The sequence below is a fragment of the Balneola sp. genome, assembly GCA_002694685.1.
Lineage (GTDB): Bacteria > Bacteroidota > Rhodothermia > Balneolales > Balneolaceae > Gracilimonas.
In genome coordinates, this window is sequence record NZMW01000002.1 from 168713 (window position 1) to 193576 (window position 24864).

21 protein-coding genes are annotated in these 24864 nt (G+C 42.9%); 10 read left to right on the forward strand and 11 right to left on the reverse strand.

All coding sequences use genetic code 11. From position 1 onward, the window contains the following. The first annotated feature begins 10 nt into the window (after positions 1-10). Positions 11-1729 carry a phosphoenolpyruvate--protein phosphotransferase gene (ptsP, locus tag CL667_04575; protein ID MAL16968.1) on the forward strand — a complete coding sequence of 573 codons (1719 nt, stop codon included), beginning with the start codon at positions 11-13 and terminating at the stop codon, positions 1727-1729. A 78-nt stretch (positions 1730-1807) separates the two neighbouring features. Here the strand turns inward: ptsP and CL667_04580 are convergent, their stop codons facing one another. Genes CL667_04580 through CL667_04595 form a run of 4 tightly spaced genes read right to left on the reverse strand, consistent with a single transcriptional unit; the run spans position 1808 to position 5364 of the window. Continuing rightward, positions 1808-2347 (reverse strand): superoxide dismutase, encoded by a 540-nt coding sequence (locus CL667_04580; GenBank protein MAL16969.1) that lies wholly within the window; start codon positions 2345-2347, stop codon positions 1808-1810. A gap of 55 nt (positions 2348-2402) precedes the next feature. Next, positions 2403-3671: a hypothetical protein gene (locus CL667_04585; protein MAL16970.1), complete on the reverse strand. Its 1269-nt coding sequence runs from the start codon at positions 3669-3671 to the stop codon at positions 2403-2405. Beyond that, a complete protein-coding gene (locus CL667_04590) occupies positions 3664-4590 on the reverse strand; it encodes a symporter (GenBank protein ID MAL16971.1) in 927 nt (308 codons plus the stop codon). Before CL667_04590 ends, CL667_04585 begins: the two co-directional genes overlap by 8 nt. A 15-nt stretch (positions 4591-4605) precedes the next feature. Further along, on the reverse strand, positions 4606-5364 hold the full coding sequence (locus CL667_04595; GenBank protein ID MAL16972.1) for an osmotically inducible protein OsmC: 759 nt from the start codon (positions 5362-5364) through the stop codon (positions 4606-4608). Between the two features lie 44 nt (positions 5365-5408). On the opposite strand from CL667_04595, the gene CL667_04600 reads away from it, so the two are divergent. Both CL667_04600 and CL667_04605 read left to right on the forward strand, forming a co-directional pair. Then, entirely contained in the window at positions 5409-5834 is a 426-nt protein-coding gene (locus tag CL667_04600) for a glyoxalase (GenBank protein MAL16973.1), read from the forward strand. 66 nt (positions 5835-5900) lie between these two features. After that, positions 5901-6488, forward strand: coding sequence for a hypothetical protein (locus CL667_04605; protein MAL16974.1), 588 nt, complete (start codon positions 5901-5903; stop codon positions 6486-6488). A 212-nt stretch (positions 6489-6700) separates the two neighbouring features. On the opposite strand, the gene CL667_04610 is transcribed toward CL667_04605, so the two are convergent. Both CL667_04610 and CL667_04615 read right to left on the reverse strand, forming a co-directional pair. Further along, positions 6701-7249 carry a hypothetical protein gene (locus CL667_04610; GenBank protein ID MAL16975.1) on the reverse strand — a complete coding sequence of 183 codons (549 nt, stop codon included), beginning with the start codon at positions 7247-7249 and terminating at the stop codon, positions 6701-6703. Between the two features lie 184 nt (positions 7250-7433). Then, on the reverse strand, positions 7434-9407 hold the full coding sequence (locus CL667_04615) for an ABC transporter ATP-binding protein (protein ID MAL16976.1): 1974 nt from the start codon (positions 9405-9407) through the stop codon (positions 7434-7436). Between the two features lie 175 nt (positions 9408-9582). Between CL667_04615 and gldC the strand changes: the two genes are divergently transcribed. After that, the gene (gldC, locus tag CL667_04620; protein ID MAL16977.1) at positions 9583-9912 is read left to right on the forward strand and encodes a gliding motility protein GldC; all 330 of its coding nucleotides are present in this window, start codon (positions 9583-9585) and stop codon (positions 9910-9912) included. Between the two features lie 93 nt (positions 9913-10005). On the opposite strand, the gene amrB is transcribed toward gldC, so the two are convergent. Then, positions 10006-11253, reverse strand: a complete 1248-nt coding sequence (gene amrB, locus CL667_04625; protein MAL16978.1) for an AmmeMemoRadiSam system protein B — start codon at positions 11251-11253, stop codon at positions 10006-10008. 87 nt (positions 11254-11340) lie between these two features. Further along, entirely contained in the window at positions 11341-12045 is a 705-nt protein-coding gene (nth, locus tag CL667_04630) for an endonuclease III (protein ID MAL16979.1), read from the reverse strand. 491 nt (positions 12046-12536) lie between these two features. Between nth and CL667_04635 the strand changes: the two genes are divergently transcribed. Next, positions 12537-13994, forward strand: a complete 1458-nt coding sequence (locus CL667_04635; protein ID MAL16980.1) for a glycine--tRNA ligase — start codon at positions 12537-12539, stop codon at positions 13992-13994. 61 nt (positions 13995-14055) lie between these two features. Here CL667_04635 and CL667_04640 read toward each other — a convergent pair whose 3' ends face one another. From CL667_04640 to CL667_04650, 3 genes are all read right to left on the reverse strand, one after another. Further along, a complete protein-coding gene (locus CL667_04640; protein ID MAL16981.1) occupies positions 14056-14514 on the reverse strand; it encodes a hypothetical protein in 459 nt (152 codons plus the stop codon). Positions 14515-14640: 126 nt separating this feature from the next. Beyond that, on the reverse strand, positions 14641-17640 hold the full coding sequence (locus CL667_04645) for a hypothetical protein (GenBank protein ID MAL16982.1): 3000 nt from the start codon (positions 17638-17640) through the stop codon (positions 14641-14643). 129 nt (positions 17641-17769) lie between these two features. Next, the gene (locus tag CL667_04650; protein ID MAL16983.1) at positions 17770-18549 is read right to left on the reverse strand and encodes a hypothetical protein; all 780 of its coding nucleotides are present in this window, start codon (positions 18547-18549) and stop codon (positions 17770-17772) included. Between the two features lie 141 nt (positions 18550-18690). Here CL667_04650 and CL667_04655 point away from each other — a divergent pair, with 141 nt between their 5' ends. The 5 genes from CL667_04655 to CL667_04675 are packed head-to-tail and all read left to right on the forward strand — an operon-like array spanning position 18691 to position 24426. After that, positions 18691-19551 carry a hypothetical protein gene (locus tag CL667_04655; GenBank protein ID MAL16984.1) on the forward strand — a complete coding sequence of 287 codons (861 nt, stop codon included), beginning with the start codon at positions 18691-18693 and terminating at the stop codon, positions 19549-19551. Further along, positions 19544-20404: a hypothetical protein gene (locus tag CL667_04660; GenBank protein ID MAL16985.1), complete on the forward strand. Its 861-nt coding sequence runs from the start codon at positions 19544-19546 to the stop codon at positions 20402-20404. Before CL667_04655 ends, CL667_04660 begins: the two co-directional genes overlap by 8 nt. Next, positions 20397-21275: a hypothetical protein gene (locus tag CL667_04665; protein ID MAL16986.1), complete on the forward strand. Its 879-nt coding sequence runs from the start codon at positions 20397-20399 to the stop codon at positions 21273-21275. The genes CL667_04660 and CL667_04665 overlap by 8 nt, the downstream gene beginning before the upstream one ends. Beyond that, positions 21268-22119, forward strand: a complete 852-nt coding sequence (locus tag CL667_04670; protein ID MAL16987.1) for a hypothetical protein — start codon at positions 21268-21270, stop codon at positions 22117-22119. Before CL667_04665 ends, CL667_04670 begins: the two co-directional genes overlap by 8 nt. Before the next feature lie 15 nt (positions 22120-22134). After that, positions 22135-24426, forward strand: a complete 2292-nt coding sequence (locus tag CL667_04675; GenBank protein MAL16988.1) for a hypothetical protein — start codon at positions 22135-22137, stop codon at positions 24424-24426. The last annotated feature ends 438 nt before the right edge of the window (positions 24427-24864 follow it).

Here is a 24864-nt window from a genome sequence, read left to right on the forward strand (position 1 = left end):
CTGAAATAATATGATGGAAGCCACCAACACTAAAGAAGGGATTATAAAAGGCCGCAGCGTAGGTGGCGGGGTGGCTATTGGTAAAGCCTTTCTTGTTAGCTCAAAATCAAAGACGGTTAACCCAACTTCTATTACCAAGGCGAAGGTTAAAAGTAATAAGAACCGCTTTCTAAAAGCCAGAGAAAGCCTTATTGATGAACTTCAGCTGATGGCTGATGAGCTCAATGACTCCGGGTCTGCCGAAATTATAGATACTCAGCAACAGATTATTAAAGATGAGGAAATCGAGCGTAACGTCTTCGAAATTATTGAGAATAAACTCCTCAGTGTCGACTTCGCTATATACCAAACCTATTGCCAATTTATTGAACGCCTGAAAGAGAGCGGGTCTGAGTTGTTTAGGCAGCGTATTGTAGACCTCGAAGACCTCCGCGACCGATTTATTTCTAAGGTTTCCGATCAGAAAAATAAAAAATCGATTAAAAAAGGAGCTTTAATTGTAGCGCGGGAAATTAGTCCTACCGATCTGGTTTCTTATTACGAAGATGGTGCTGTGGGTTTAGTGATGGAGAAGGGAGGTGTGACCTCTCATGCAGCTATTATCGCAAAATCGCTAGGCATGCCTTGTATTGTAAGTGCAGATCACGTAACAAAAGAGGTTCACAATAATGAATTAATTATACTGGATGGTGAGTCGGGAAGTTTAGTTCACCATCCCTCAAAAGAGACCTTAAAAGAATATAAAAAGAAGGCTGCAAAAGCAGATCAGGCTAAGACAAAAAAATGCAGTGATACTTTTGAAACCTCCGATGGCTTTCCCTTCACGCTAAAGGCAAATATTGAGTTTGAAGCTGAACTGCCGAAAGTAAAAAAACAAGGAGCACAGGGAATTGGATTACTGCGGACTGAAAGCTTACTGTTTGGGCATCGGCGCCGCAAAAGTGAAGAAGAACAACTCGCTTTCTATAATTCTATCCTTGAAGGTTCTGAGGGCCCAGTTACCATTCGCTTGTTTGATATTGGAGGAGATAAAAGTAGCGGCCGAGCTGTGAAAGAAGGCAATCCATTTTTAGGCTGGAGAGGAATTCGCTTATTACTGGATGAAAAAGAATTATTGAGAAATCAGCTAAGGGCAATTTTGCAAATAGCTGCTAAATATCCGGGCAGAATTAAAATTTTAGTACCGATGATTTCTATCATCAATGAGGTTAAGGCTATCAGGAAAGAAGTTGAGCAGATTCAGGGCGAGCTTCTTTCAGAAGGGATTAAAATTGATGATAATGTACCGCTCGGACTCATGGTGGAAGTTCCAAGCGTAGCTCTTTCAGCTTATCAATTTGCTAAGGAGGTAGATTTCCTGAGTGTGGGTACGAATGATCTTACCCAATATACCATGGCTGTCGATCGTGGGAACGAGCGGATATGTAATCTTTTTCAGCATTATCATCCATCCGTTTTGAGGCTTATTAAGATGACGGTTGAAGGTGCTAATAAAGCAGATATTGAGGTGAGCGTTTGTGGTGAGCTTGCCGGAGATGAAATTGGTGCAGCTTGCCTCACCGGTTTTGGAATCAAAGATTTGAGTATGGTTCCAGGCTCTATTCCGAAGATAAGCGAACTTTTAGGCTCCCGATCAAAGAGTGATTTTGAAGCATTCGCTGAGGCTGCACTGGAGAAATCATCTGCCGAAGAAATTGAAGAATTATTTGAAGAGTGGAAGTCGATATAACCTCGGTTTAAATATAAAAGCTCACCGGTAAAGTGAGCTTTTATTATAACTGTAAGGTCTCGTCCCAGGTCGCTAAAACTACTTCTGTGCTATTCCAATAACACCGCAAGCAACGCGACTCCCAGCTGCTCCTGTTGGTTGTGAAGTTAAATCATCTTCACCGGCATGAATAATAATTCCTCGTCCAAGAATTTGGTTCATAGTAACCGTTTCATCTACATAATCAACGGATGCCATTCCGCTGTCATCAGCCTCAATATTACCCAAGTCGCCCATGTGACGAACCATATCGGTTGGTGCACCATGATCGTTATTGGCAGGATTGAAATGTCCGCCGGCGCTTGTTCCGTCATCAGCAGTACAGTCTCCATATTGGTGGATATGAAAACCGTGGTTGCCAGGCTCAAGTCCCTCAAAATTTCCTTGAATTCTGACCCCATTTTCAGCTTTGCTAAAAGTAACAGAACCGGCAACGTTACTGTCACCAACTTGCATTACTGTAGCTACTAATTCAGAATGTTCAGTATCCGAATTCATCGCGGTCATTTCAGTTTCAGTCTGTTGCGTACATGCTGATGTTGCAAATAAGACGGCAGCAAAAAAAGTAAAGAGCTTCATTAAGTGAATCTATTTTTTATTTGAGTTCGATAGATAAACACTAAGCACGTGGGCTTCATTCATTAAGAATGGTCTGCCGTAACTTTTTGAAAGCCTCTAGCTGCGACTTAATTTCCTGATAGACAGCCGGTTTAGATTTCTCAATTTGTTGGGCTGAATTTTTGGTGAACAACTCTTTTGCACGAGTGAAAAAAGGGGCCGTAAATACACTGAGAACTAAATATCCGTAGATAAAAGCTGAATCAACCCCAACTATCGCTAAAACTGCAGCTACAATTCCATAAAATATAGGAAGCAGAAAAAGTCCCGATATATATTTAATAGACGCGTCAAAGGCGCGATCTTTTATGACGTTGGATATCAAATATTTGATGGGTTGATAGGGAATAATGTTGTTGAGAAACGAAAAGATATACAGTGGAGATAAGACTACATCTTTGGCACTAATTTGTTTACCGATGGCAACGTCTTTGAGGGAAACCTTATGTTTATCTGCAAGTTTATCGAGTTCTTTTGCTTCTTCAATTAGCTCGGGAGTAATATGAGCATCGGTTTTTTGGATGCGGGCATTGGAAATGTCCGGATCGGTGATGGTAGTATTGTCAGCTTCCAGTTCCTCCCATAAAATTTTATGAACCGAGTATTCATCAAGATCCTCCACATGGAAGACCAGCTTTTTCATTGCATCAGAAACTTCATCTTTCATCTGCATGCTGGCTTCGTTTTCATCTGCTATGTAAGCTTCTTTAAACTTGCTTACCGGGATGCACTCCCCAAACTTAATATGAACATGATTTCTACCCTCGCGGTGACTTGAATAATTGACACCGACCGGCACAATCTGTATGTCTAAATCCCAATCATATTTTTCCTCTGCACCAAAGGCGATTCGGGTGAAACCCTTACTTAAAGGCCGAATCCGTCGCTTCAGGTTGTGATTAGCTTCAGCAAACACCAAAACCGATTCCTGATTTTTCAAATAATCATAGCAAAGATCAAAAATGGCATTATTCTTTTGAACAGAGCTGAGTCCATCCCGAACACGATAAACTGGAAGCATATTCAGCGACCGTAAAAACCAACCCATAATCGGCGGGTTGAAAGCTTTTGCCCGGGTCAGAAAATACATGACCTGCTTAAGATTCGTTGTCACCAAAAAAGCATCCATGAATGAATTCTGATGATTAGGAACAAAAAGGAGAGGCTTGTTTTTGGGGAGGTCTTCCCTTCCCGTGAGTTGCATCTTTTTATAAAAGATTTTGAGGCCGTTACCTACAATTGTATGCCGCCAAAATTGATACCACAAATAATTTATTTTACGCATTACTGAATTTGCGTTGTAAGGTTGATTTTCCGATTGACCAATACCATCCGATACTTAGTCCCGCCACGATGTGCCAGATGCCCCACCAGGCAGCAACTAAAGCCATACCACCAAGTCCGTCAAAGAAATTGAAAATAAGCAATAATCCCAAGCCGGAATTTTGAATTCCCGTTTCAATGGCGATAGATTTTCGGTCAGGTTTTGGAAGTTTAAAAAGATAGCCAAGCCCATATCCGCTTGAAAGGGCAATAGCGTTATGTAAAAAGACCACAGCTATTACAAGATGCACATAGTTTATGAAGTGGTCGAAATTCATGCTGAAAGCAACAATTACAAATCCTGAAAAAAAGATAATCCCAAAATTCTTGATGTATGGGGAGATCATTTTGGAGAAGTCGTCTTTAAAGTGGCGGAGGGTCATTCCTAAAATGAGGGGAATACCTAAAATCAGAATGATAATCCGGAAGACTTCAAACAAGTCGAGGTGGATCTCAGTAAGTATGGCATTAGTTGGGCCGTACATGCTTGCCCAAAATGTAAAGTTAAATGGAGTCATCACAATGGAGAGCAGTGTAGCAAAAGCCGTCATGCTCACTGAGAGTGCTGCATTCCCTTTAGCAAGCAAAGAAAAAAAGTTGGAGATGTTGCCACCGGGACATGCGGCTACCATCATCATACCCAAAGCAAAACTGGGGTGGGGTTGCATTACAAGGACTAACACAAAAGTGAGGGCGGGTAGCAAGAGAAACTGTGAAATTAAACCCAAAATAGTCCCCTTTGGGTTTTTGGCTACTTTCTTGAAATCATCGACGGTAAGCTCGAGAGCTACGCCAAACATGATGATAGCCAGCGAGACATTCATTATATGCAGCCCGCCGGTGCCCAGATTTAACTGAAGCGCATCTATCGATTCATTCATGTTTCAACTCCAAAATTAGATGTATTTTTCCGCCCACGTTGCTAGTACTTTACCTACATATTTGCTGTCTTTATCGTTAGAAAGCAGGTGGCTGGCTTCGTCCAAGGATACAAAACTTTTTGGATGTTTTGCTGCATTAAAAATCATTGAGGCATTATCGATACCAACCGTATTGTCAATTGGTGAATGGAAGATCATGAGCGCACGATCCAATTTTTTGATAAAGCGGGACATTCGTGCTTCTTTTAAGTCATCCAAAAACTGTTTTTTGATAGTAAACTTTCGTCCCGCTAAGGTAACTTCAGCTTCGCCTTTTTCTTCAATTTCATCCAGATGCATACTGAAGTTTTCCCGGACATGAGCGGGATGAGCCGGCGCGCCTATGGTAGCCACTGCCTTAACCGAATCCATTTGATGAGCAGCCTGAAGGACAGCCGCGCCACCTAAAGAATGTCCTGCAAGAATAGCGGGAGAGTGCCCTTCAGATTCCAGATATTTGTAAGCAGCTACTAAATCATCCACATTAGAAGAGAAATTGGTATTTGAGAAATCCCCATCACTTTCACCTAAACCGGTGAAGTCAAACCGGAAAGTAGCAAAGCCCATTTGTGCTAAAATAGATGTGATATTACTCATCACCTTTAGGTTTTTGGAACAGGTAAAACAATGGGCAAACAAGACCGTGCCTTTTTGTTCATCGCCTTCCGGGAGGTCAAGTTTTGCTGAAAGGGAGTCGCCCTGACTTCCGGTAAATTCTATTTTCTTTGATTTCATGAGTGTGGTATTATTAGCGTGAATTTTAAAAGATAATCAAGATTATGAGTAACACAACGAATCCTTTCCACCTTGCATTTCCGGTTAAAGACCTAAAAGAGTCATATGCTTTTTACCATGAACTATTGGGATGCGAAACCGGCCGCAGCTCTGACAGCTGGATCGACTTCAACATGTGGGGACATCAAGTAGTCGCTCACCTCAGTCCGGATGAAGCCAAAGAATCTGCCATGAATGCCGTTGACGGGCACGGCGTACCGGTTCGCCACTTTGGGGTGATTTTAGAAATGGACGAATGGCAAAAGCTGGCCGATAAACTGAAAGCTGCCGATATCGAGTTTGTTATCGAGCCGTACATCCGCTTTAAAGGAGAACCGGGCGAACAAGCTACGATGTTTTTCCTCGATCCCTCAGGAAATGCGCTGGAATTCAAAGCTTTCCAGAACAAAGAACATATTTTTGCGAAATGATGGATCTGTTGAATGAGAATATCGGTCAAATAATAGGTGCTTTTCTAGCGACTCTATCGGCGTTATTTGTTTTTTTTTCTTAATAAGGTTGATGCAAATAAAATCAAAAAGAAAGAAGAGGTAAGAGAGAGGGAAGAAGAAAAAGAAAAGTATGGGAATTTCATTTGGGGACTTAGTCAAGAACTGAGTCTTGTTATTCGTCAAAGTGATTTGATAGAAAACCATATTGAGACAGTTATTAATGTTGGCAAAAAGAAGGGAAAGATAGTTAACAAGAAGAATACTCTATTTTTTTCAACAGAGTACTTAAAGTTGTTACAAGAAAAAATAATTGAAAATGATTTTCATCATCCACTTTTACTTTCAAAATTGTCTGTACTAATAAACATCATGGAGTTGATAAATGCGTCTCTTGATTTTGAAGAGCTTGGCCATTTAAGTCAAGTGTATAATAACAAAAGAGACTTTGAGCAAGGATTAGACACATATTTAAAAACTTTGAAAGAAGATTATTTAGATAACATAAAAGCTAATAACAGTGTTATTCAAGAATTGATTTCAGAAGAATTAAAAGTTCTAAATCCTGATTTGAAAAGACTCAAAGAGGAAGCGCAAACTAAGAAGTACTTAGAAATTTTAAGATCAGAAAGGTAATCTAATTTCATCTCGTAGCGAGTGCCTGAGATCTGGATGGTAGTAAGAAAAGTTTCTATGCCTTTAATGATAACCAGATTCCTGCCTGCGCAGGAATGACTTAGAATGGAATCGTTAAACAAGTCACCATTGAATGTAAGCCTCGCTCCGGACGCTCTGCGTCGGAGCGTTCATATGGAGAGAATACTTCAAGATTGAATGTTCAGTGTTCCCTATTCAGCGTTCTCTTCCGCTTCAATCCAGCGTAGATCATTTTGAATAAAAGTCACGAAGGTGAGCAGGTTCTGTACCTGCCAGTAATCCCGAATATCTTTGTCCGGATCTTGATAAGAAAAAGAGCGGGTGGTATCGCCGTCAAAAACTTCGAAGCTGTAAACTCGTCGGGGGAGTTGACCTGAATCTGGAACCCAGCCTTCAATTTCATTTTGGGGAGGGAGGTCGTAGATTTTTAAGAAATCGACAAATAGCTCAAAGTCATTCCAGGAAGAGTCCTGAGCGGAAGTGTATTCAGATTGGACTACTTTCTCGCCTTCATCGTTCAGAGTGTACACTAAAAGGTCGCCGGTCCAGGTAGTATCGTATTTAAAGAAGTCGAAATAAACTGCTTCATTTATATTCAGTGAAATGCGTTCATCAGGTTGAGCCTCTTCTTGAAGCGTTGGCTCTTGTTCAGTATCAGAAACAGCATTTTCAGATGAAGAACAGGCTGCGATTGAAGCAACAGAAAAAATGATCCACAAAAAAAGATGTTGAAATTTCATGCTATCAATAAAGCTAATTAAAAGGTAAAGTTGTCATCCCGAGTGCTTAAGCATTGAATTTAGATCGAAACCTAAAACAGGAGGGATCTCAAACTCTAAGCTAAATCCAGATGTATATATTTTGAGATCCTTCGCGATACCCATCAAAATCAAATAAAAAACCGAGCGCTCAGGATGACAAATCTTAGTTAGTCGATTGTTCGAGCTCTTCTTCAACTTTCTCGATACGGCTTTGATATTCTTCCCACTTCGAATATCGGTCTGTAAGGTCGGCTTTGAGCTGATCATATTCTAATGAGAATTTTTTCACATTCTCGGCATCGTCATAGAAATCAGGCTTAGCCATTTCCTCTTCGATCTCAGCGATTCGAAGCTCTTTCTGTTCAATTTCCTTTTCAACGGCTTCTAAATTCTTACGGATGGGTTTCGTTCGCCGGCTAAGTTCGTTTCTGCGTTCAGCCTCAATACGGCGCTGCTCTTTTCGAGAAAGCTGAGAATCTTCTTCCTTAGTTTCTTTTTGGGTTGAGGTCTCGGCTGACTCAGCCTCGTCTTCCTCTTTCTTGCGTTCAAGATAGTACGACACATTTCCCAGATACGTTTTAATATAGCCCGGCTGCACATCCAGCACTTTATCTACAATCGGGTCGAGGAAATCCCTGTCGTGAGATACAATAACCACCGTCCCCTCATACTGCTGAATAGCCTGCTGAAGAATATTCTTACTGCTCATATCCAGGTGATTAGTAGGCTCATCAAAGATCAAAAGGTTAGCAGGAGATAGCAGCATCTTTCCAAGTGCCAATCGACTTTTCTCTCCCCCTGAAAGCACCTTTACCTTTTTGAAAACGTCATCACCCTGAAAAAGGAAACAACCTAAGATCGTCCGAAGGCGACTTTCTTTTTCACCGGAGCCGGCATCGTGCATGGTTTCGAGAGCATCTCTTTTAGGATTGAGCTCGTCGGCCTGATGCTGAGCAAAGTAGTTTACCGTCACATTATGGCCTTCTTTCCTTTCTCCTTCTTGAAAAGGTTCGAGTCCGGCTAGAATTCGAATAAGCGTCGATTTCCCTGCGCCATTAGGCCCCACAACCGCGATTTTGTCCCCTCGTTCAATTTCATAATCAATCCCATCAAACACCTGATGATCGTCATAGCTTTTGTGGAGATCTTCAAGCTTCATCACAACCTGTCCACTGCGTGGAGGATCGGGGAAGCGGAAGGAGACTTTACTCTGTTCTTCTTCCAGCTCAATTTTCTCCATCTTTTCGAGCTGTTTAACGCGACTCTGTACCTGACTAGCTTTTGAAGCTTTATATCGGAAACGGTCAATAAATTCCTGAGTTTCCTTAATCTGCTTTTCCTGATTTTTCTTGGCGTTTAGAAGCAATTCCTTCTCTTCAGCCCATTTTTTTTCATAAAAAGAATAGTTGCCGGCATAATCAGAAATTTCACCACTTCTTAGAGATAGCGTTCGGTTGGTGATGGTATCCAAAAATGCTTTATCGTGCGAAACTACAACCACTGCTCCTTCATAAGTATTCAGGAAATTCTCCATCCACTGAAGGGATTCAATATCCAGGTGATTGGTAGGCTCATCCAATAAAAGATAGGTCGGACGCCTGAGGAGTAGTTTTGCAAGGGCGATACGCATTAACCACCCTCCGCTAAACTCAGATGTGTTCCGGTGAAAATCTTCTTCGCTAAAACCGAGCCCCATTAGTACTTTTTCAACTTCAGCCCGAAGACCGTATAACCCTGAGGTTTCCAATTTGGTCTGAAGTTGTCCGTAGCGCTCCATCAGCCGCTCATACTCTTTGCTTTCATGGTCAACTTCGGCCAGTTTTGTCTGAATTTCGTTGACTTCCTCTTCCAGTTCAAAGAGCTCGGCAAAAGCAGATTCCACTTCCTCGATCACAGAAAGGGAGAAGTCTGGATCAACGCCATCCTGCGGCAGATATCCCAGCGTTTCTTCATTTGAAAGGGCAATGCTTCCTTCATCACACTCCTGTATCCCCATAATGATTTTGAGGAGGGTAGATTTTCCTGCGCCGTTTGGGCCCACAAGTCCAATACGCTCGCCGGGATTGATGAACGTACTGACGCCGTCTAAAAGCTCACGGTCGCCCAAGTGTAAAGTGATGTTCTCGAGTGCTAACAAATTTGATGAAAGTCTTTGTAGTTAGGATAATTCAGCGATATAGAAAATATGGATTAATTGGCTTCGGAATGAAATTAATCCTAAAGGAAAACCTGATGCAATGACGGCTGCAAAAACAATCCCAATTCAATACAGAAACCCTTAGTTTTAGGGTGAATTCAAAACCAACTTTGATATGCAGAAAAAAGACATCAACATTAGTGTTGAATTAGATGACCAAAACATCCCGACGGATATTATTTGGAATGCCAGTGACTTGAAAGGTCGGGACACCGCGGAGTGCCGGGCGATGTTGCTTTCACTTTGGGATGCCAAAAATAAAGATACCCTGAAACTGGATCTTTGGACCAAAGAGATGACCGTAGATGAAATGAAAATATTCTTTCATCAAACCTTGGTAACCATGGCAGATACGCTCGAAAATGCAACCAATGACGAACGTATTTCGGGGGATATGCGTGATTTCTGTGCCTATTTCGCTGAAAAAATGGAAATCAAAGAGTGAGAAAACTGAATAACGAACATTCAATATTCAACATTGAACATTGAGTGTAACCCTCGCTCCGAACGCTCTGCGTCGGAGCGGATGGTGGTTCGGTTAAGAATATAGAATAGACCCAAAACTCACGCCACTGTCTTGTTCTTCCTCATCCCAAACATCATAGGTGAGGATTTCACCGGAGGAGTTGGGGAAAGCTTTGAGGAAAGAATAGAGGGGAGGGTAACCGCAAATTCGGTAGGGGTCGTATTTCTTGCTCATCAAATTGAGGATTTTATCTGAGTTACCGGATGCTCCGAAATCAAGAAAAGACTCATCGAAACTTCGCACTTCATCAAACAGTTCTTTTGCCGGTCTATTATCTCCAAATTTCTTTCCGATGTGCGCCAAATCTCCGCTGATCGAAAAGAAGGTATCCTCATCACTCCCAAAAAGATCGCGGAGTAATCCTGAGAAATTTTCTACTTGCTGACCCTGAAACCCATCGGATTTATAGAATAGCTCATCCAAACTTCCCACCACAATTGGGACTATTTCAAAGTCATGATTCCATAAATGATTGAGCAGCACGAGGTGAAGCTCTATGCTGTGTTCAATCCGGTGCGACCGGTCTTGGAAGGTTACCCCATAGCTAATTTCGTCATTGTTGATTTGGTCTTCGATCTTTTGGATAGCTTTCCGGTCAGCTTTCACAGTACCATTAACCATCTCAAAATCCTTATTTGAAATCACAAAAGGGTGTTCTTCATATAGATCAGGATATAGGCCTGAATAATGAGAAGTAGCTAGAATGATCACCCGTTTAGGCTTTAAATTCTTTATAGAGGAAAACGCCTTTATGTAACTATTTAGCCCGACACGATAATCGATATGCGGAGCATAAAGTGCTTTGGCAGATTCAACGGGTTCTGAAGCAGGTAGTTTCTCAAAAGCCTCATTCAGAAAGTGCTCCAGCTCCTCGGCATCGTCTGGGTAGGAAAGTCCTGCGGTAATATTCTCGTGAACACCGAATTCTTCGTAATTACTCTCCTTCATTTCAGCATGTGCCTTGAAATAAGAAGAGTGAAGCAAAGCCTTCTCATCCAGAAACTGGACATATTCCAAAACCTGCTCCTTTGTGATTTTCTCATCACTGAATTCCAGAATGTCCTCCACACTTCTGCTACCATCAAATAGTGAAAATAGCGATTGGGCAGAATGTGGAACGGCAAAGTCGGAAGAAGTATATCCCATCTGGTCCTGAAAATAGAGAAAGGTCTCCCCGTTTTGTTTAATAGGAATGATCTGCACATCGTAGCGTAGGGGAGGGATGGGATCGGTATAGGATTTAAAGATTTTATCTTTCACAGTAATATTAAATGCTAAATGTTAAGTTTTAAATGTTGAATGTGTTTTTGAGATCACATGTAACATTTAGGCATTGAAAATTTAAAATTAATCATCCCGCATTTTCTGGCATTTGCAATTCTTGCCGTATTTTTTGCAGAGGGGATGGTCTGGCGCTTCTGAAATCCGGGCTTTGCAGGCGTTTCGTCCGTGATGAATCATCAGATGAGATAAATCCGTCCAGTTTTCACGGGGAAATAATGCCATCAGATCTTTTTCGATTTTGTTGGTATTCTTTTTCTCTTTAGTGAGTCCAAACCGGTTAGAAATTCGCTTTACATGCGTATCAACAACCACACCGACATTGATGTTAAAAGCATTTCCCAAAACTACGTTTGCTGTCTTTCGGGCAGCGCCTCGGAGCTTGAGTAAGTCTTTCATATTCTGAGGCACTTTTCCATCAAATTCCTCAACCAAAATGGTAGAAGTCTCCTTGAGTGACTTTGCCTTATTTCGGTAGAATCCTGTGGAACGCACTAGTTCTTCCAGCTCTTCCAGCGGGGCATCTTTCATCAGTTCCGGAGTTGGGTATGTTTCAAACAAAGCAGGAGTGGTTTTGTTGACCCGAACATCCGTACACTGCGCACTCAAGATGGTGGCAATCAGCAATTCAAAAGGATTTTTATGCTCCAGCTCACAATGCGGGTTTGGATAATGGGTATACAACTCGCTGAGAATTTCTTCCGCTCGCTCTTTTTGCTTCTTTGATTTTCGGGGGAGTTTCGGAAGTTTAGGCTCTTTGTTATTTGACATGTATGAATTCTTGTATGAAAATATAATTCCTTTTGGTTGTCATCCCGAGTGCAAAATATTACTCAAAGGATTCTAATCATGAACACGAGGGATCTCAAAATTTGCACTATCAATTAAGTAGAATTTGAGATCCTTCGCGTTAAGCTTTAGCACTGTATAAACAATTTGGGCGCTCAGGATGACAACAACAGAGGGTGCGTGAATAATCACCCCAAACATAAATAATCCATTCCACAGAAGTAACCTTGATCTATAATCGTGAGTTTCTGTGAACAATGAGATTCCCGCCTACGCGGGAATGACGGGAGGGTTGAAGTGGAGTGATTTTCTAAAACTAAGAAGACTTTGTCATCCCTGCGAAGGCAGGGATCTGGATGTAATTAAGAAGTAGAAGAGTAACCGTTCAAAATTCCTTGTTCAAAGTTCCATATTCGATGTTCATATGCTTATCTTGGGCACTCACAAGATTTTAAATAGTTAAAAGCACTCACATGTCGAATTTGGACAGTCTCGATAAAATTGTATCACTTGCTAAAGCTCGTGGTTTCATTTTTCAATCCTCAGAAATTTACGGTGGGCTCAGTGCTGTATATGATTACGGCCCTCTCGGTGTAGAGCTCAAACGAAATATCCGTGATGCCTGGTGGAAAGAAATGACCCGTCGCCACAATAATATTGTAGGTGTTGATGCAGCTATTTTCATGCATCCAAAGGTATGGGAAGCCAGTGGTCACGTAGGCGGATTCAACGATCCGATGATTGATGACAAGCAGTCCAAAAAACGCTACCGTGCGGATATGATCATTGAGCAGCATATTCAAAAGCTGCGAGACAATGATAAGGATGATGAAGCCAATCGCATTCAGGAACTGCTGGACACAACCGGAACACGTAAGGGGGTGAATGAAGATCTCTATGATATCATAATGGAAGAAGAAATTCGGGCACCTGAATCCGGAGCATTTGACTGGACGGAAGTACGCCAGTTTAACTTGATGTTCAAGACACAGTTTGGAGCTACCTCTACAGAAGAAGATGGAGTTTACCTCCGTCCTGAAACCGCTCAGGGAATTTTTGTGAACTACAAGAATGTGATGGATACGTCCAGAACATCGATTCCATTTGGGATTGCCCAAACCGGAAAGGCCTTCCGTAATGAAGTTGTAGCACGTCAGTTTGTATTCCGAATGCGTGAATTTGAGCAGATGGAAATGCAATATTTCGTGAAGCCGGGAACTGACGAAGAAGAATATGAAAAATGGCTGGAGAAACGCCTTGAGTGGCATAAGTTCATGGGGATTCGTGAGGAAAACCTACGAACAGCTCCACATCCGGAAGACAAGCTCGCTCACTATGCCCGGGCTGCTGCCGACATTCAGTACAAATACCCGATTGGCTGGCAGGAAGTGGAAGGCATTCACAACCGAACCGATTTTGACTTAACCCAGCACGCAGAGCATTCCGGAAAGAAACTGGATTACTACGATCAGAAAAATCAGGAGCGTTTTGTTCCTTATGTAATTGAGACCTCAGTAGGACTCGACCGCCTTACGCTAATGGTACTTTGTGATGCTTATCGAGAAGAGGAAGTAGACGGCGATACCCGAACGGTTCTAAAGATGAATCCAAAAATTGCACCTACTCAGGTTGGTATTTTCCCGCTTATCAAAAAGGATAAACTGCAGGATTTGGCTTATAAAATTGAAGAAGATCTTCGGGAAGAATTTTCGGTGCTCTATGACGAGTCCGGTTCCATCGGTAAACGCTATCGCCGACAGGATGAAGCAGGTACACCTTTCTGCGTAACCGTCGATTTTGACGGAGTGGAATCTGAAGGTGAGGATACGGTTACCATTCGTTACCGTGATGATATGAGTCAGGAGCGGGTGCCGGTATCAAGACTTGCAGAAGTAATCCGGGACGGAATGAAAGACTGGAAGCCGGAGTAAAAATCACTTAAAAAACGTAGAGCGGACAGCCTGTCCGCTCTACTAAGTAATCTGAAGCAGACTATAGTTTAAACTCGACCGACACGAGCCAGGTATAGCGTGCAGCTGTTTGGTTGTTGCCTTGGCCGGGTTGGAATGTTGATTCCTGTATCGCTTTGATTACAGCTTCCTCACATCCAAAACCAATTTCAGTGATCGGTTCAAAGTTTGTGGTGCTGCCGTCTTTATTGATGGTAAAGAGCACACTTACGGTCCCTTCAATTTCATTATCAATAGCCTCTTTTGGATAGTCAATTTGCTTTCTTAAGGCTCTGTTTCCTCCTTCAAGAAAAGGAATAGAATGCACGATAACGTATTCAGGTTGCTGTTCTTTGTCTTGAGAAAGATTTTGCGAAGTGCTATCCAAATCTGAAGGAGTCCGTGCAATAGGGGAAGACCCCTGATACTCAACTATAACTCTTGGACCACATGAGATAATAAAACCGGATAGAAGAACAAAGATGAATAGATTTCGGTACATAACCTGCCAGGATTTTGATCTGAATAGATATCTAATATCTACAGCAAGGTCGGGTTTTTATGGGTCATGTTAAATAGTAGAACGTAGAGCGGACAGCCTGTCCGCTCTACGCCTGTAAACAAATACTTACTTCAGCAGAATCATCTTTTTAGTTTCGGAAAGTTTACCGGAAGTGAGGCGATAGATATAAACACCACTTGGTAAATTTCGGGCATAAAAAGTAAAGGTATGGTCTCCGCTATTCATCGGTTCATTAACCAGCTTTTGGACTTCCTGTCCCAGCATATTATACACGCTGAGTTGTACCGGCCCGGCTTTAGCCAATGAAAACGTTATTTTCGTAGTTGGGTTGAAAGGATTCGGGTAGTTCTGATTTAGAGTAAATGCCCGAGGGGTTTCGTTATTCTTCTCATTGCTGTTGATGATGCCGTCATTTGAAGCCCCGGGAGTTCCACCTAACTCTGATGATGCTTCCCAGCTTGCAGCCAGAGAATTATCAGAATCAATAGCTTTTAAAGACAGGGTGTATCCGGTTCCATCTGCTTCGGCTGGCCATGGGGATTCATCGTCATACTCAACCATATCAATCAAAGAACCATTGGCATTATAAATCCGAACCTGATCGCTGCCTCCAGCCAATCCAAAATCAACTTCTCCTTTAACAAAAGTGACGTTGGGATGTATTTCTTTGAAGGCTGTGGTGTCGTTTGAAAGAACGAGGTAGCCATTAGCGGAAATTGAGACACCATCGGGGATTATGAATTCATGAGTGTCATCTTCATCTTTATATACCCAGCCAGAGACATCAATAGCTGTAGTAGAATAATTATGAAGTTCAACCCAATCGCCGGCTTCGGCTTCATCGCTTGAGTTATAATTAATCTCGTTGATCACAATTTCATCATTCTCTACTGCCCGGTAGGTTGCTTCAATTTCAACAGGGTTTGTGGTAAGCGGGAGGTTGAACATATTTCCGGTTCCGCTGACTTCTCCATTTACAAGCCAAGAATCAACTTCGAACCCTTCTTGCGGGCTTGCTTGCAGAGAGATGGAAGTATTCTCAAAATAAATGCCAGACCAATCCTCGGAGGAAATATCTGGCGTAATAGAATTCAGCTGAATGGCGCCTTCAGTAGATTGAGCAAGAGTCACTAAAACAGTATCAGTTTGCAGGGTATCTTTAATTTCAGCATAGATGCGAGCAGGATAGTCGAGCACATAAGGAACGGCGAGGCCATAGTCGTCAGCACCAAGTCCGTAGTAGAAATATTCCATGCTATAGGTTCTGTTTTTGCCGCTTATGGTTTCCCAGTTATCATCCCAGCGGTCAATATCGCGAGGCATTTCCGGGTTGATGGCAGCGTCAATGGAGTCAATTAACCCGATCATATAGCTGGGTTCAAAAGCCGTGTTTAGCATATCGGCTAAACGGTTCAGGAATATTTCACGATAAGTCGGGTTTTGGATCATGCGGCCAATCAGCCAGAATCCGGCAGGTTCTTCCGCCAGGTATGAAGTGAAAACATCTGTATAGGTTCCAGGTTCACCGTCAAAGTTTCTCCACCAGTCAAAATCATGGGAGATATAATGCCATTTTCCGCCTGTTTCCTGAGGTCTCCAATAGCGCAGGTTGTTAGGATCTCCGTGAGAAGTATAAACCTGATATACCCAGTGATCCGTAAAGCTTTCCAGGTCAATGAGAGAATCAGCCAGGGCAAAAAACTCAGGCTCGCTAAGTGATTCATTTTGAAATACGGCCAAAAGGTCTTCATAATTGTCATAGCTGCCGTCCTTCACATCATCATAGTCCTTAATCATGTCGATATCGTCATAGCCGTAGCGGGATTCCACAAAATCATCGCTCTTGCGCTCTTGCAAATTATAAATCCCCCAATACTTCCCGTTAATGTAGAGGATGACAGGCTCATAAGCCTGCATGGCATTCTTGTGCCCCCATTGCAAGTTGATGGTGTACATAAGCTCGTTCAGTAAGCGTGAACGTTCTTCAGCCCCAGCGCGCAACTGAAATCCATCGTAATTGGTGTAATCATTTTGCGGAAAGAGCTCATACTCCAGTTCGTCAATCCCATACTCCGCGTTATTATTGATGGTGAATGATTTTTTATGAAATCCACGGCTGAAGTTACCGGCCATTCCGGCTCCGGCAGAAAACTCAAATTCAATAGCGCCATTTTCAGCGATGTATTCTATGTGAACCGGATATTCAAACTCTTCATAGTAATTGGCTCCGAAATACGGGAAGCTTCCGGTAGTTTCGGCGGTGTCACCAATCACATACATTCCTTTTTCATAGTCGAAGAGGCTATCAGGCTCCATCACAAATGATACAACCGGAATGGTGTGGCTCTCATCAAAAAAATAACTGTTGGTTGTAACATCACTTGCGGCCAGCCCCGGTGCTATGGCAATGGCTCGGATAACCGAAGAACTGTCAACGGTAATAGGTCCTTCATACAAAGTTGAGTTTGAGGTGGGAACTGCGCCGCCAACTTCATACCTGATTTCCGCATTGGAAGAAGGGGTAGTAATGCCAACAACTTGCGAGCCTGCATAGAAGCCGGTTTCTAAACTAAATTCAGGAGCTTCTGCCTGATCCTGCATTTGGCCACCTGAGTTACTGGCACCCGGTGTTGGAGTTAGAAACTGAAAAGAACCGGTTCCATCAGGAATTCGACCCCAGGCAATGTCTTCTGTTTGTTCACCGAAAGAAACGGAGTCGATGCGGGTAACGCCATCTTTATCAGTCAGGATAACAAACTCCCCGCCTGCACTCAATTTTGTATCAACATGGAGCGGGCCCTGATCGGTGTCTTCATCAAACCAAAGGATGAGGTATGCTCCGGGAGCAATAGTCGTTGCCGCACTTTGTCCGGTTGGAATCTGCCACTTATCGAATTCATCAGGATCATCAGACACATACATGCCGCCAAAGTTGATGGAGACATCAGAGGTGTTATAAATTTCAACCCAGTCGTCTGATTGGCCATTTTCATCTTCATGAGAAGCACTGTTGGAAGCTACAATCTCATTAATTTTTATTTGAGCCTGTACGGAAAAAGTAGCTGTGAAAGCGAATAACAGGACTAGGGCTGAAAATTTTTTCATAGGAAGTTAAAATATGATGAGACCAATTAGCGCTCAGGATGACAACTTCAGGTACGTTATCTTGAACTCACGTTAAGTTTATTAAAAGAAAGATAACGAATTGCCGAATTCTGCTGTGATTAGAATTCTTTATTGTAAGGAAGAGAGTAACTCACGGGCTTGCCCTAAATTCCAGTCGTCTATATAATTTTCAGGGGTGATTTTAAGAACTTCTTTTAAAGTCTGAGTAGCTTTTGCATTCTCACCGGCACGCTCATAATGGCGGGCTAAATCGAGTTTATACCGCAGGGTTTGGTCAGGATCTAATCTGATGGCTTTTTGCATGTATTGCACTGCTTTTTGGTTGGAAGCTCCTTCAGGCACACCCTGAGAAAATAACCCGGCTGCAAATTTTTGAGCCGTCCCAATGTTTGCAACTTTACTGTGCCAAAGTCCTAACAAATGCCAGGCCGGACCATAATCCGGAAGCAATTCAACGGCTTTTTCGGAATGCTTTTTGACCACGTGTGATTTCTTAATCCGGGTTTGAGTATCCGATAAATCGGATATCCGTCCATTGGCTATGGCATATACAAAATGAGAGTAACCCTGGTTTGGATAAAGCCGAATCGTTTTTTCAGCGTATTTAAGAGCTTCCTGATAATTGCTCATCATTTCTTCTTCCGAATCATACCGATAGCCAACCCGTGCATATAGCAGGCTTGTATGCCAAAGGGCTTCAAAGTTGGTGCTATTTGCTTTAAGTACTTTTTGATAGGCTGCCAATGCTTTCTTTTCTTCACTCTGATCAAAATAGGAATGGGCGACTGTTAAAAGGGAATCTTCGGAAGTACTCTGCCCAACCCCACGGGTTTGGATAGTGAAGGTCAGAATCAGCATCAATAAAAATGGATGTAAAAAAGTATTCATACGCTTAAAATAAAATTTTAAGAACGCTTTTTGTATAACCGTAACCTCTAAATTTATTATTCTCATAACTGGCGCATGATCATGTGATAGCAATAGTAATATCTAACGGTTAAAGTCTCATACAGTTACACTAAATAAACCATGCAGAAAAGCTCTTTACAAATTTTCTTCTTTAGCGGCCTCTTATTTATCTCTTTCTTTCTGTCATGTGATAATACGCTAAAACCTATCGATACTGATTTTGGTATTTATGCAGTATATGGAGCTTTAGATCTGAATAAAGAAACGAATTTTATTCGGGTCAGAGATTTAAATCAACCTTTTACTGAGGATGCTACACGTGAAATTGACGCCGAGGTAACTCTTGAAAATCTGGAATCCGGCTTTAGTGAAGTTTTTCAGGATCGCAGGGAATTCTTCCAAGGTGTATATCAGCATAACTTTGAAGTTGAGCAAATCATAGAACCTAACACGGAATACCGCTTAACCGTCACCCGATCTGATGGGGCTTCCGTTGTGTTAAACACTAATACACCCTCAAAACCGGAACCTTTGGCTGAACCCTTGAATCAGGATTGCTATACCCCAATTGATATAACATTTGACCCGGTTTACAGTGGTTCCATTGTGTTTTTTATTGAATATGTCGCTGCAGAATTACCACCACCTGTGAGGCAGGGAAGGTATATCATACAAAATGAAGATAATCCGGGTGGAGCCTTGGTGTATACTTTTACCCCGGTAGATATTATGAAATTAACCCCTCAGACAGGAGGTAAATACCGGTGTACCGATTTATTAGTACCTGAATTTAATATCGTCTACCGCCACTTTAGTGAGGGCTTCTATGAAAAATTTGTAGAAGGAAGGTTTAATGTTCTAGAAAGCACCCAGCGTTTTGGTTCCTTTTATGCTGATACGTTGACTATCCCTATTGATGACTCCCGCGTGTGTCCACCGGATTGCCTGACCAAGCAGCCTAAGAAGGAGGACAATGAATAAACTCTTAGTCTTTATATTCGTGATTCTGCTTTTAGGGATGTTTTCCTGCGATAACACCTTAAACCCCGTGGATACTGAAAACGGTATTTTTGGCGTGTACGGTGCTTTAGATTTAAGAAGCGACACAAATTACATCCGGGTCAATGATTTAAATCAGCCTTTTACGGAAGACGCCACCCGTGAAATTGATGCCGAGGTGGTGTTAGAAAATCTGGATTCCGGTTTTTCTGAGATCTTAGAAGATCAGCGCGTATTATTTCAGGGCGTGTATCAGCATAATTTCAAAGCAGCGCAGCCCATCACCCCAAACACAGAATACAGAATCACGGTTACCCGTTCTGATGGAGCTGTTCTTTTCCTGAATACCACCAGTCCTTCGCAGCCCCAGGCCGTAGCGGAACCTATAAATCAAAACTGCTACACGCCCATAGAGGTAACCTTTGATCCGATGTATAAAGGCACTATTGCTTTTTATGTTGAATACAGAGCGATTATTCCTCGCCCGGTGCCTACAGATACCATCAGGCAGGGGATTTATACCTTCAGAAATGAGGGAGAACCGGGTACCGAAGCTGTATATACCTTTACACCGGTTGATGTCATGAAGCTGACTCCGCAAACAGGAGGAACCTATCGCTGTACAGATTTAGTAGTTCCCGAATTCAACATCGTTTACCGCCATTTTAGTGAAGGGTTTTACGAAAAATTTTATGAAGGGGAATTTGATGCTTTCGAAAGCACCCAGCGTTTTGGAAGTTATTACGCAGATACGCTCACCATTCCGGTTGATGATTCCCGCGTGTGCCCGCCGGACTGTCTCACCAATCAGTCAAGAGAGGAGGAAGATGAATAGATTTTCCATCCTCATATTATTGATCATTTTTTGCGGCCTAATCTCCTGCGAAAACAGTTTAGATCCGCTGGACGAAGAAACGGGGACTTATACTATTTATGGAGCTCTTAATCTTAGAGAGCAGCCAAACTATATTCGTGTACGGGATATTAACGCACCGTTTACAAAAGCAGCTACCGAACCAATAGACGGGAGGGTGTTGCTTTATAATTTCGGAACAGATTCAGTTGCTGTATTGGAAGATCGAATAGTTGAATACTTTGATCTGTATCACCATAATTTTGAATATGTGGAAAGCATTACTCCAAACACCCAATACCGGGTAACGGTAGAGCGTTCGGATGGAGTCTCAAGGTCTCAAACTATGACGACACCAACTATTCCTACTCCTAACTTAGAGCCAGTAAACCAAAAATGTAATTTACCAGTTAATTTTGAGATAGCTCCACTCGAGGGGAGTACAATAGTTATTTATTTTGGTTATCCAGTAGATGCATTAAGAGTCGAGAATATTGATGAAGATACTGAGTGGAGATGGGGTCCAAAGTATGTAATAGACCCCGAAGATTATGAACAACCAAAAACAATTTCATTTACTTTTTCACCTTACCGTGAGTTAAGAGAGATATTACGTTTCAGAAGTCCAATAAATATATGCTATGAGGTTCTTAAGACCGGAAATATTTTTTTGAGATACGAGCATTATGGCCGAGGTTTTTATGAGGAATTAACAAAGGATACACTTGATGTCATGAATACGCATCGATTTGGTGCATTTTATTATGACACGCTTGCTGTTCCTATTGACACTTTACAGCGATGTGGTCCGGAATGCCTTAGCAAAGCACAAAAGAGGGAGGGAGATGAATAAATTCTTAGTCCTCATACTACTGATCATTTTCCTCGGCCTAATCTCCTGCGAAAACACCATTGACCCGTTGGATGAAGAAACCGGGAACTTCACCATTTATGGAGCGCTGAATGTCCGGGAACAACCCAATTATATTCGGGTACGTGAGCTAAATGATCGCTTTACGGCAGAAGCCACTCAGGATATTGATGCCAGGGTAACACTTTTTAATGAAGCAGATGGATCCACAACGGTACTGGAAGACAAACGGGTAGAACACCTTGACCTGTACCACCACAATTTTGAGTATGATGAAGGTATTATTCCTAATAACCAATACCGGGTAACGGTAGAGCGTTCGGATGGGTCTTCTTTGTCATTGGCTATGATTACCCCGGTGGTGTCCTCCCGATCAATAGCCCCGGTCAATCAAAAATGCAATCTTCCCGTTACGTTTGAAATGGATCCGCTGGAAGGAGGTACCGTTGTTGTCTATTTTGGGTTTCCCTTAGTACAAGGAAACGAAGAGGTTACAAAAAATACGGTGTGGGACTGGGGTCCAAAATACATATTTGAGCCAAATGGGAATGAGCAGCCTCGAAAGGTAACTTTCACTTTCTCACCTTTTAATGAAATCAGAGAAATTTTACCATTTGAACCTATTAATGCTTTATGCTACAGAACTTTAACAAAAAGCAATTTATACCTGAGATATCAGCACTACGGTCCTGGATTTTACGAAGATATTACCAAAGACTCTCTCAATATCATGAATACAAATCGGTTCGGATCAGTGTACTATGATACGCTTGAGGTTCCTATAGATACTTCACAAATATGTGGAATCGAGTGCGTCGAAGACTAATTCAAAACACAACCTATGTACCTAATTAAAGCAGTTTACTCATTTATAAAACACAATGGCATCAAGGGTGTTATGGTGTGTCTGGTTTTTATGGGAGGGATATCATTTCAGGCGGTTGCTCAGGATGCTCTGCTCCGCACGGTGGTGCTTTCTGAAGAAGATGGAAGCCCCATGGTAGGAGCCAATGTGCTGCTTTATGATCTGCAGAATGAAGCCGAACTGCTCTACAATTGTGTAACCAATAGTTCCGGTTTTTGTGAGATTCGTAATATCGATCCCTCCATGGAATACGAACTCCGAATTTCCTACGTCGGCTTCACCCCCTATGCAGAAGAGCTTGAGTTTGAACCCGACGAGCGAAAAAACCTGCGGGTTGAGCTGGAAACAAAAGTGGGCGAGTTCGATGATGTAGTGGTCCGTGGCGACCGGATTGTGGCAACCGGGGAAGCCGGAGTTCGCCGTATTTCAAATGTAGATATTTCCAGAATCCCTACTCCCGGGGTGGATGGGGATTTGGTTTCATACATGCAGTCAGAGCCGGGTATTGTAACTACGGGAGACCGTGGCGGGGATGTATATATTCGTGGCGGCACGCCCGATCAAAACCTCGTACTGGTGGATAACCTGCCCATTGTGAAACCGTTTCATATCTCCAACTTGTTCTCGGCTTTTTCCGATGAAATCATTCAAAACGTAGATCTATATGCCGGCGGTTATGGGGCCGAATTTACCGGCGCTTCCTCAGCCATTGTAGACGTAAAACTCCGTCCCGGAAACTTCCGCAGATTCCAGTCTAGTGCCGCGGTAAGTCCATACATGGTTTCCATGCATGCCGAAGGTCCCATTAAAAGTGACGAGCAGTCGTTTATACTGATGGGGCGATATTCCACCATCGAAGATTTGGCGCCCACCATTATTGGGGAAGAAATTCCCATCCGATTCACCGACGTGGTAGGCCGCTATACCGTTCAGGGCGATGGCGTTTCTTGCAGCGCTACCGGAATTTATACCTATGATGATGGAGAGGTTGTGCCCATTCAAAACGTGCGAAACCAATGGACGAATACCGTTTTGGGAGGAAGCTGCCTGTTATTCACGGATAACCTGAACTATCCGGTTCGGGTAACCATGGGCTACACCAATTATGAAAATATAGAATCCGGAACCAACGCCAGTACCAGCTCTACCGAAGTCGGGCAGATATATATGAATGTGAACCTGCGCGAAGAAGCGCTGGAAATACCTGTCAATTACGGGTTTGGGGTAAATTTTAAGACCTATAATGTGAAGCTTGATAATAAATTCTTGGGGCTTCAGTCAGAGAAACGACTTATTCCTATTCTGCATAGTTATGTTTCAGGGCAGTGGAAATTACACGAGAACCTAACGCTCCAGCCCGGAATAACTGCTCAGCTTTCGCTGGATAATTATGGAGGGTTGGAACCGCGCCTGCGAGCCTCCTGGAAACCGGACGGAACCGATAATCAGGAACTGAGTTTAGCTACCGGCCGTTTTGTTCAGCTATTTTATGGGGCGAGCGATCAGCGGGATATTGGCAGTACCTTCCTCGCCATCCGGCCTGTAGAGCAAGGGGATGAAGTTCCGGCTTCATGGCATGGCATTGTTGCTTATCAACAGCGTTTTGGGGACTCATTTATAACCAATCTGGAGGGTTATGTGAAAACCTATCAAAATATCTTAGTCTCAAAATGGACACCCGAAGCCCGCATTGAATTGGAAACGGCTCAAGCGGAGGGAATCAGTTACGGGTTTGACATCCGCGCCCGCTACCTGATGAACCCATTTTTTGTTTCGGTGGGATACGGCTGGTCGAAAGTAACCTACAAAGCCACCTCCGGAAATTTAGGAGCATGGATTCAAGAGCCTATTTTTGAATACTCACCGGCGCATGATCAACGCCATAAACTGAATACCATAGTGGGCTACAAATTTGCCGGTTTTGAAGCGAATGTGCGCTGGGAATTTGGAACCGGTAAACCTTACACCCAGATTTTCGGCTATGATTTTTCCGTTCGAGTCCCCGATGAAAACGTGGTAACCGATCCCGGTGATGCCCGCATCTTATACAGCCGCCCCTTTGGCGAACGACTCCCATATTACCATAGGATGGATGTTTCTCTGAACCGGAGTTTTGAAATTTCAGAAAACTGGTCGATGAAAGCCGAAACCGGAGTCATTAATGCCTACAACCGAAACAACGTCTTCAACTTCGACATCAACACCCTGCAGCGTGTAGATCAGGCTCCGCTGTTTCCTTATTTGTCCGTGAAGTTGAGTAAGAATTGATGTTCAGGATTCTAATGAAGAGATAAGCTAAAAACCCTCGCTCCGATGCTCCGCGTTGGAGCGCATTGCCTATTTCGTTCCGACGTGGAGCGTTCGTAACGAGGCCGAGGAGAATTAAAAAGGGGGGTGAATAACTATCTCGGCCCGTCGCTGTAGGTGTCTTGGGATAAAAACCATGAATAGTCTCGAAGAAGTCTCTCCTTGAGAAGGAGAGATTTAGAGAGGTCGGAGTATAGGGCTGGGAATAGTTACCGGGCGAGGCTCAATCCAAGCAGGGATACAGTATAAGTAGCTTCTACCTCGCTCCGACGCTCCGTGTCGTAGCGCATGGCTTATTACGTTCCGACGCAGAGCGTGCGGAACGAGGTGTGGGTGTGGGTGTGGCAAACCAACGATAACCAATCTCTCCTCATTGCGATTCAGAGCATTAGGAATCAA

Coding starts and splice junctions, on each gene's coding strand:
- ptsP (MAL16968.1), top strand. CDS start 11: ATGATGGAAGCCACCAACACTAAAGAAGGGATTATAAAAGGCCGCAGC.
- CL667_04580 (MAL16969.1), bottom strand. CDS start 2,347: ATGAAGCTCTTTACTTTTTTTGCTGCCGTCTTATTTGCAACATCAGCA.
- CL667_04585 (MAL16970.1), bottom strand. CDS start 3,671: ATGCGTAAAATAAATTATTTGTGGTATCAATTTTGGCGGCATACAATT.
- CL667_04590 (MAL16971.1), bottom strand. CDS start 4,590: ATGAATGAATCGATAGATGCGCTTCAGTTAAATCTGGGCACCGGCGGG.
- CL667_04595 (MAL16972.1), bottom strand. CDS start 5,364: ATGAAATCAAAGAAAATAGAATTTACCGGAAGTCAGGGCGACTCCCTT.
- CL667_04600 (MAL16973.1), top strand. CDS start 5,409: ATGAGTAACACAACGAATCCTTTCCACCTTGCATTTCCGGTTAAAGAC.
- CL667_04610 (MAL16975.1), bottom strand. CDS start 7,249: ATGAAATTTCAACATCTTTTTTTGTGGATCATTTTTTCTGTTGCTTCA.
- gldC (MAL16977.1), top strand. CDS start 9,583: ATGCAGAAAAAAGACATCAACATTAGTGTTGAATTAGATGACCAAAAC.
- nth (MAL16979.1), bottom strand. CDS start 12,045: ATGTCAAATAACAAAGAGCCTAAACTTCCGAAACTCCCCCGAAAATCA.
- CL667_04635 (MAL16980.1), top strand. CDS start 12,537: ATGTCGAATTTGGACAGTCTCGATAAAATTGTATCACTTGCTAAAGCT.
- CL667_04640 (MAL16981.1), bottom strand. CDS start 14,514: ATGTACCGAAATCTATTCATCTTTGTTCTTCTATCCGGTTTTATTATC.
- CL667_04645 (MAL16982.1), bottom strand. CDS start 17,640: ATGAAAAAATTTTCAGCCCTAGTCCTGTTATTCGCTTTCACAGCTACT.
- CL667_04650 (MAL16983.1), bottom strand. CDS start 18,549: ATGAATACTTTTTTACATCCATTTTTATTGATGCTGATTCTGACCTTC.
- CL667_04655 (MAL16984.1), top strand. CDS start 18,691: ATGCAGAAAAGCTCTTTACAAATTTTCTTCTTTAGCGGCCTCTTATTT.
- CL667_04660 (MAL16985.1), top strand. CDS start 19,544: ATGAATAAACTCTTAGTCTTTATATTCGTGATTCTGCTTTTAGGGATG.
- CL667_04665 (MAL16986.1), top strand. CDS start 20,397: ATGAATAGATTTTCCATCCTCATATTATTGATCATTTTTTGCGGCCTA.
- CL667_04670 (MAL16987.1), top strand. CDS start 21,268: ATGAATAAATTCTTAGTCCTCATACTACTGATCATTTTCCTCGGCCTA.
- CL667_04675 (MAL16988.1), top strand. CDS start 22,135: ATGTACCTAATTAAAGCAGTTTACTCATTTATAAAACACAATGGCATC.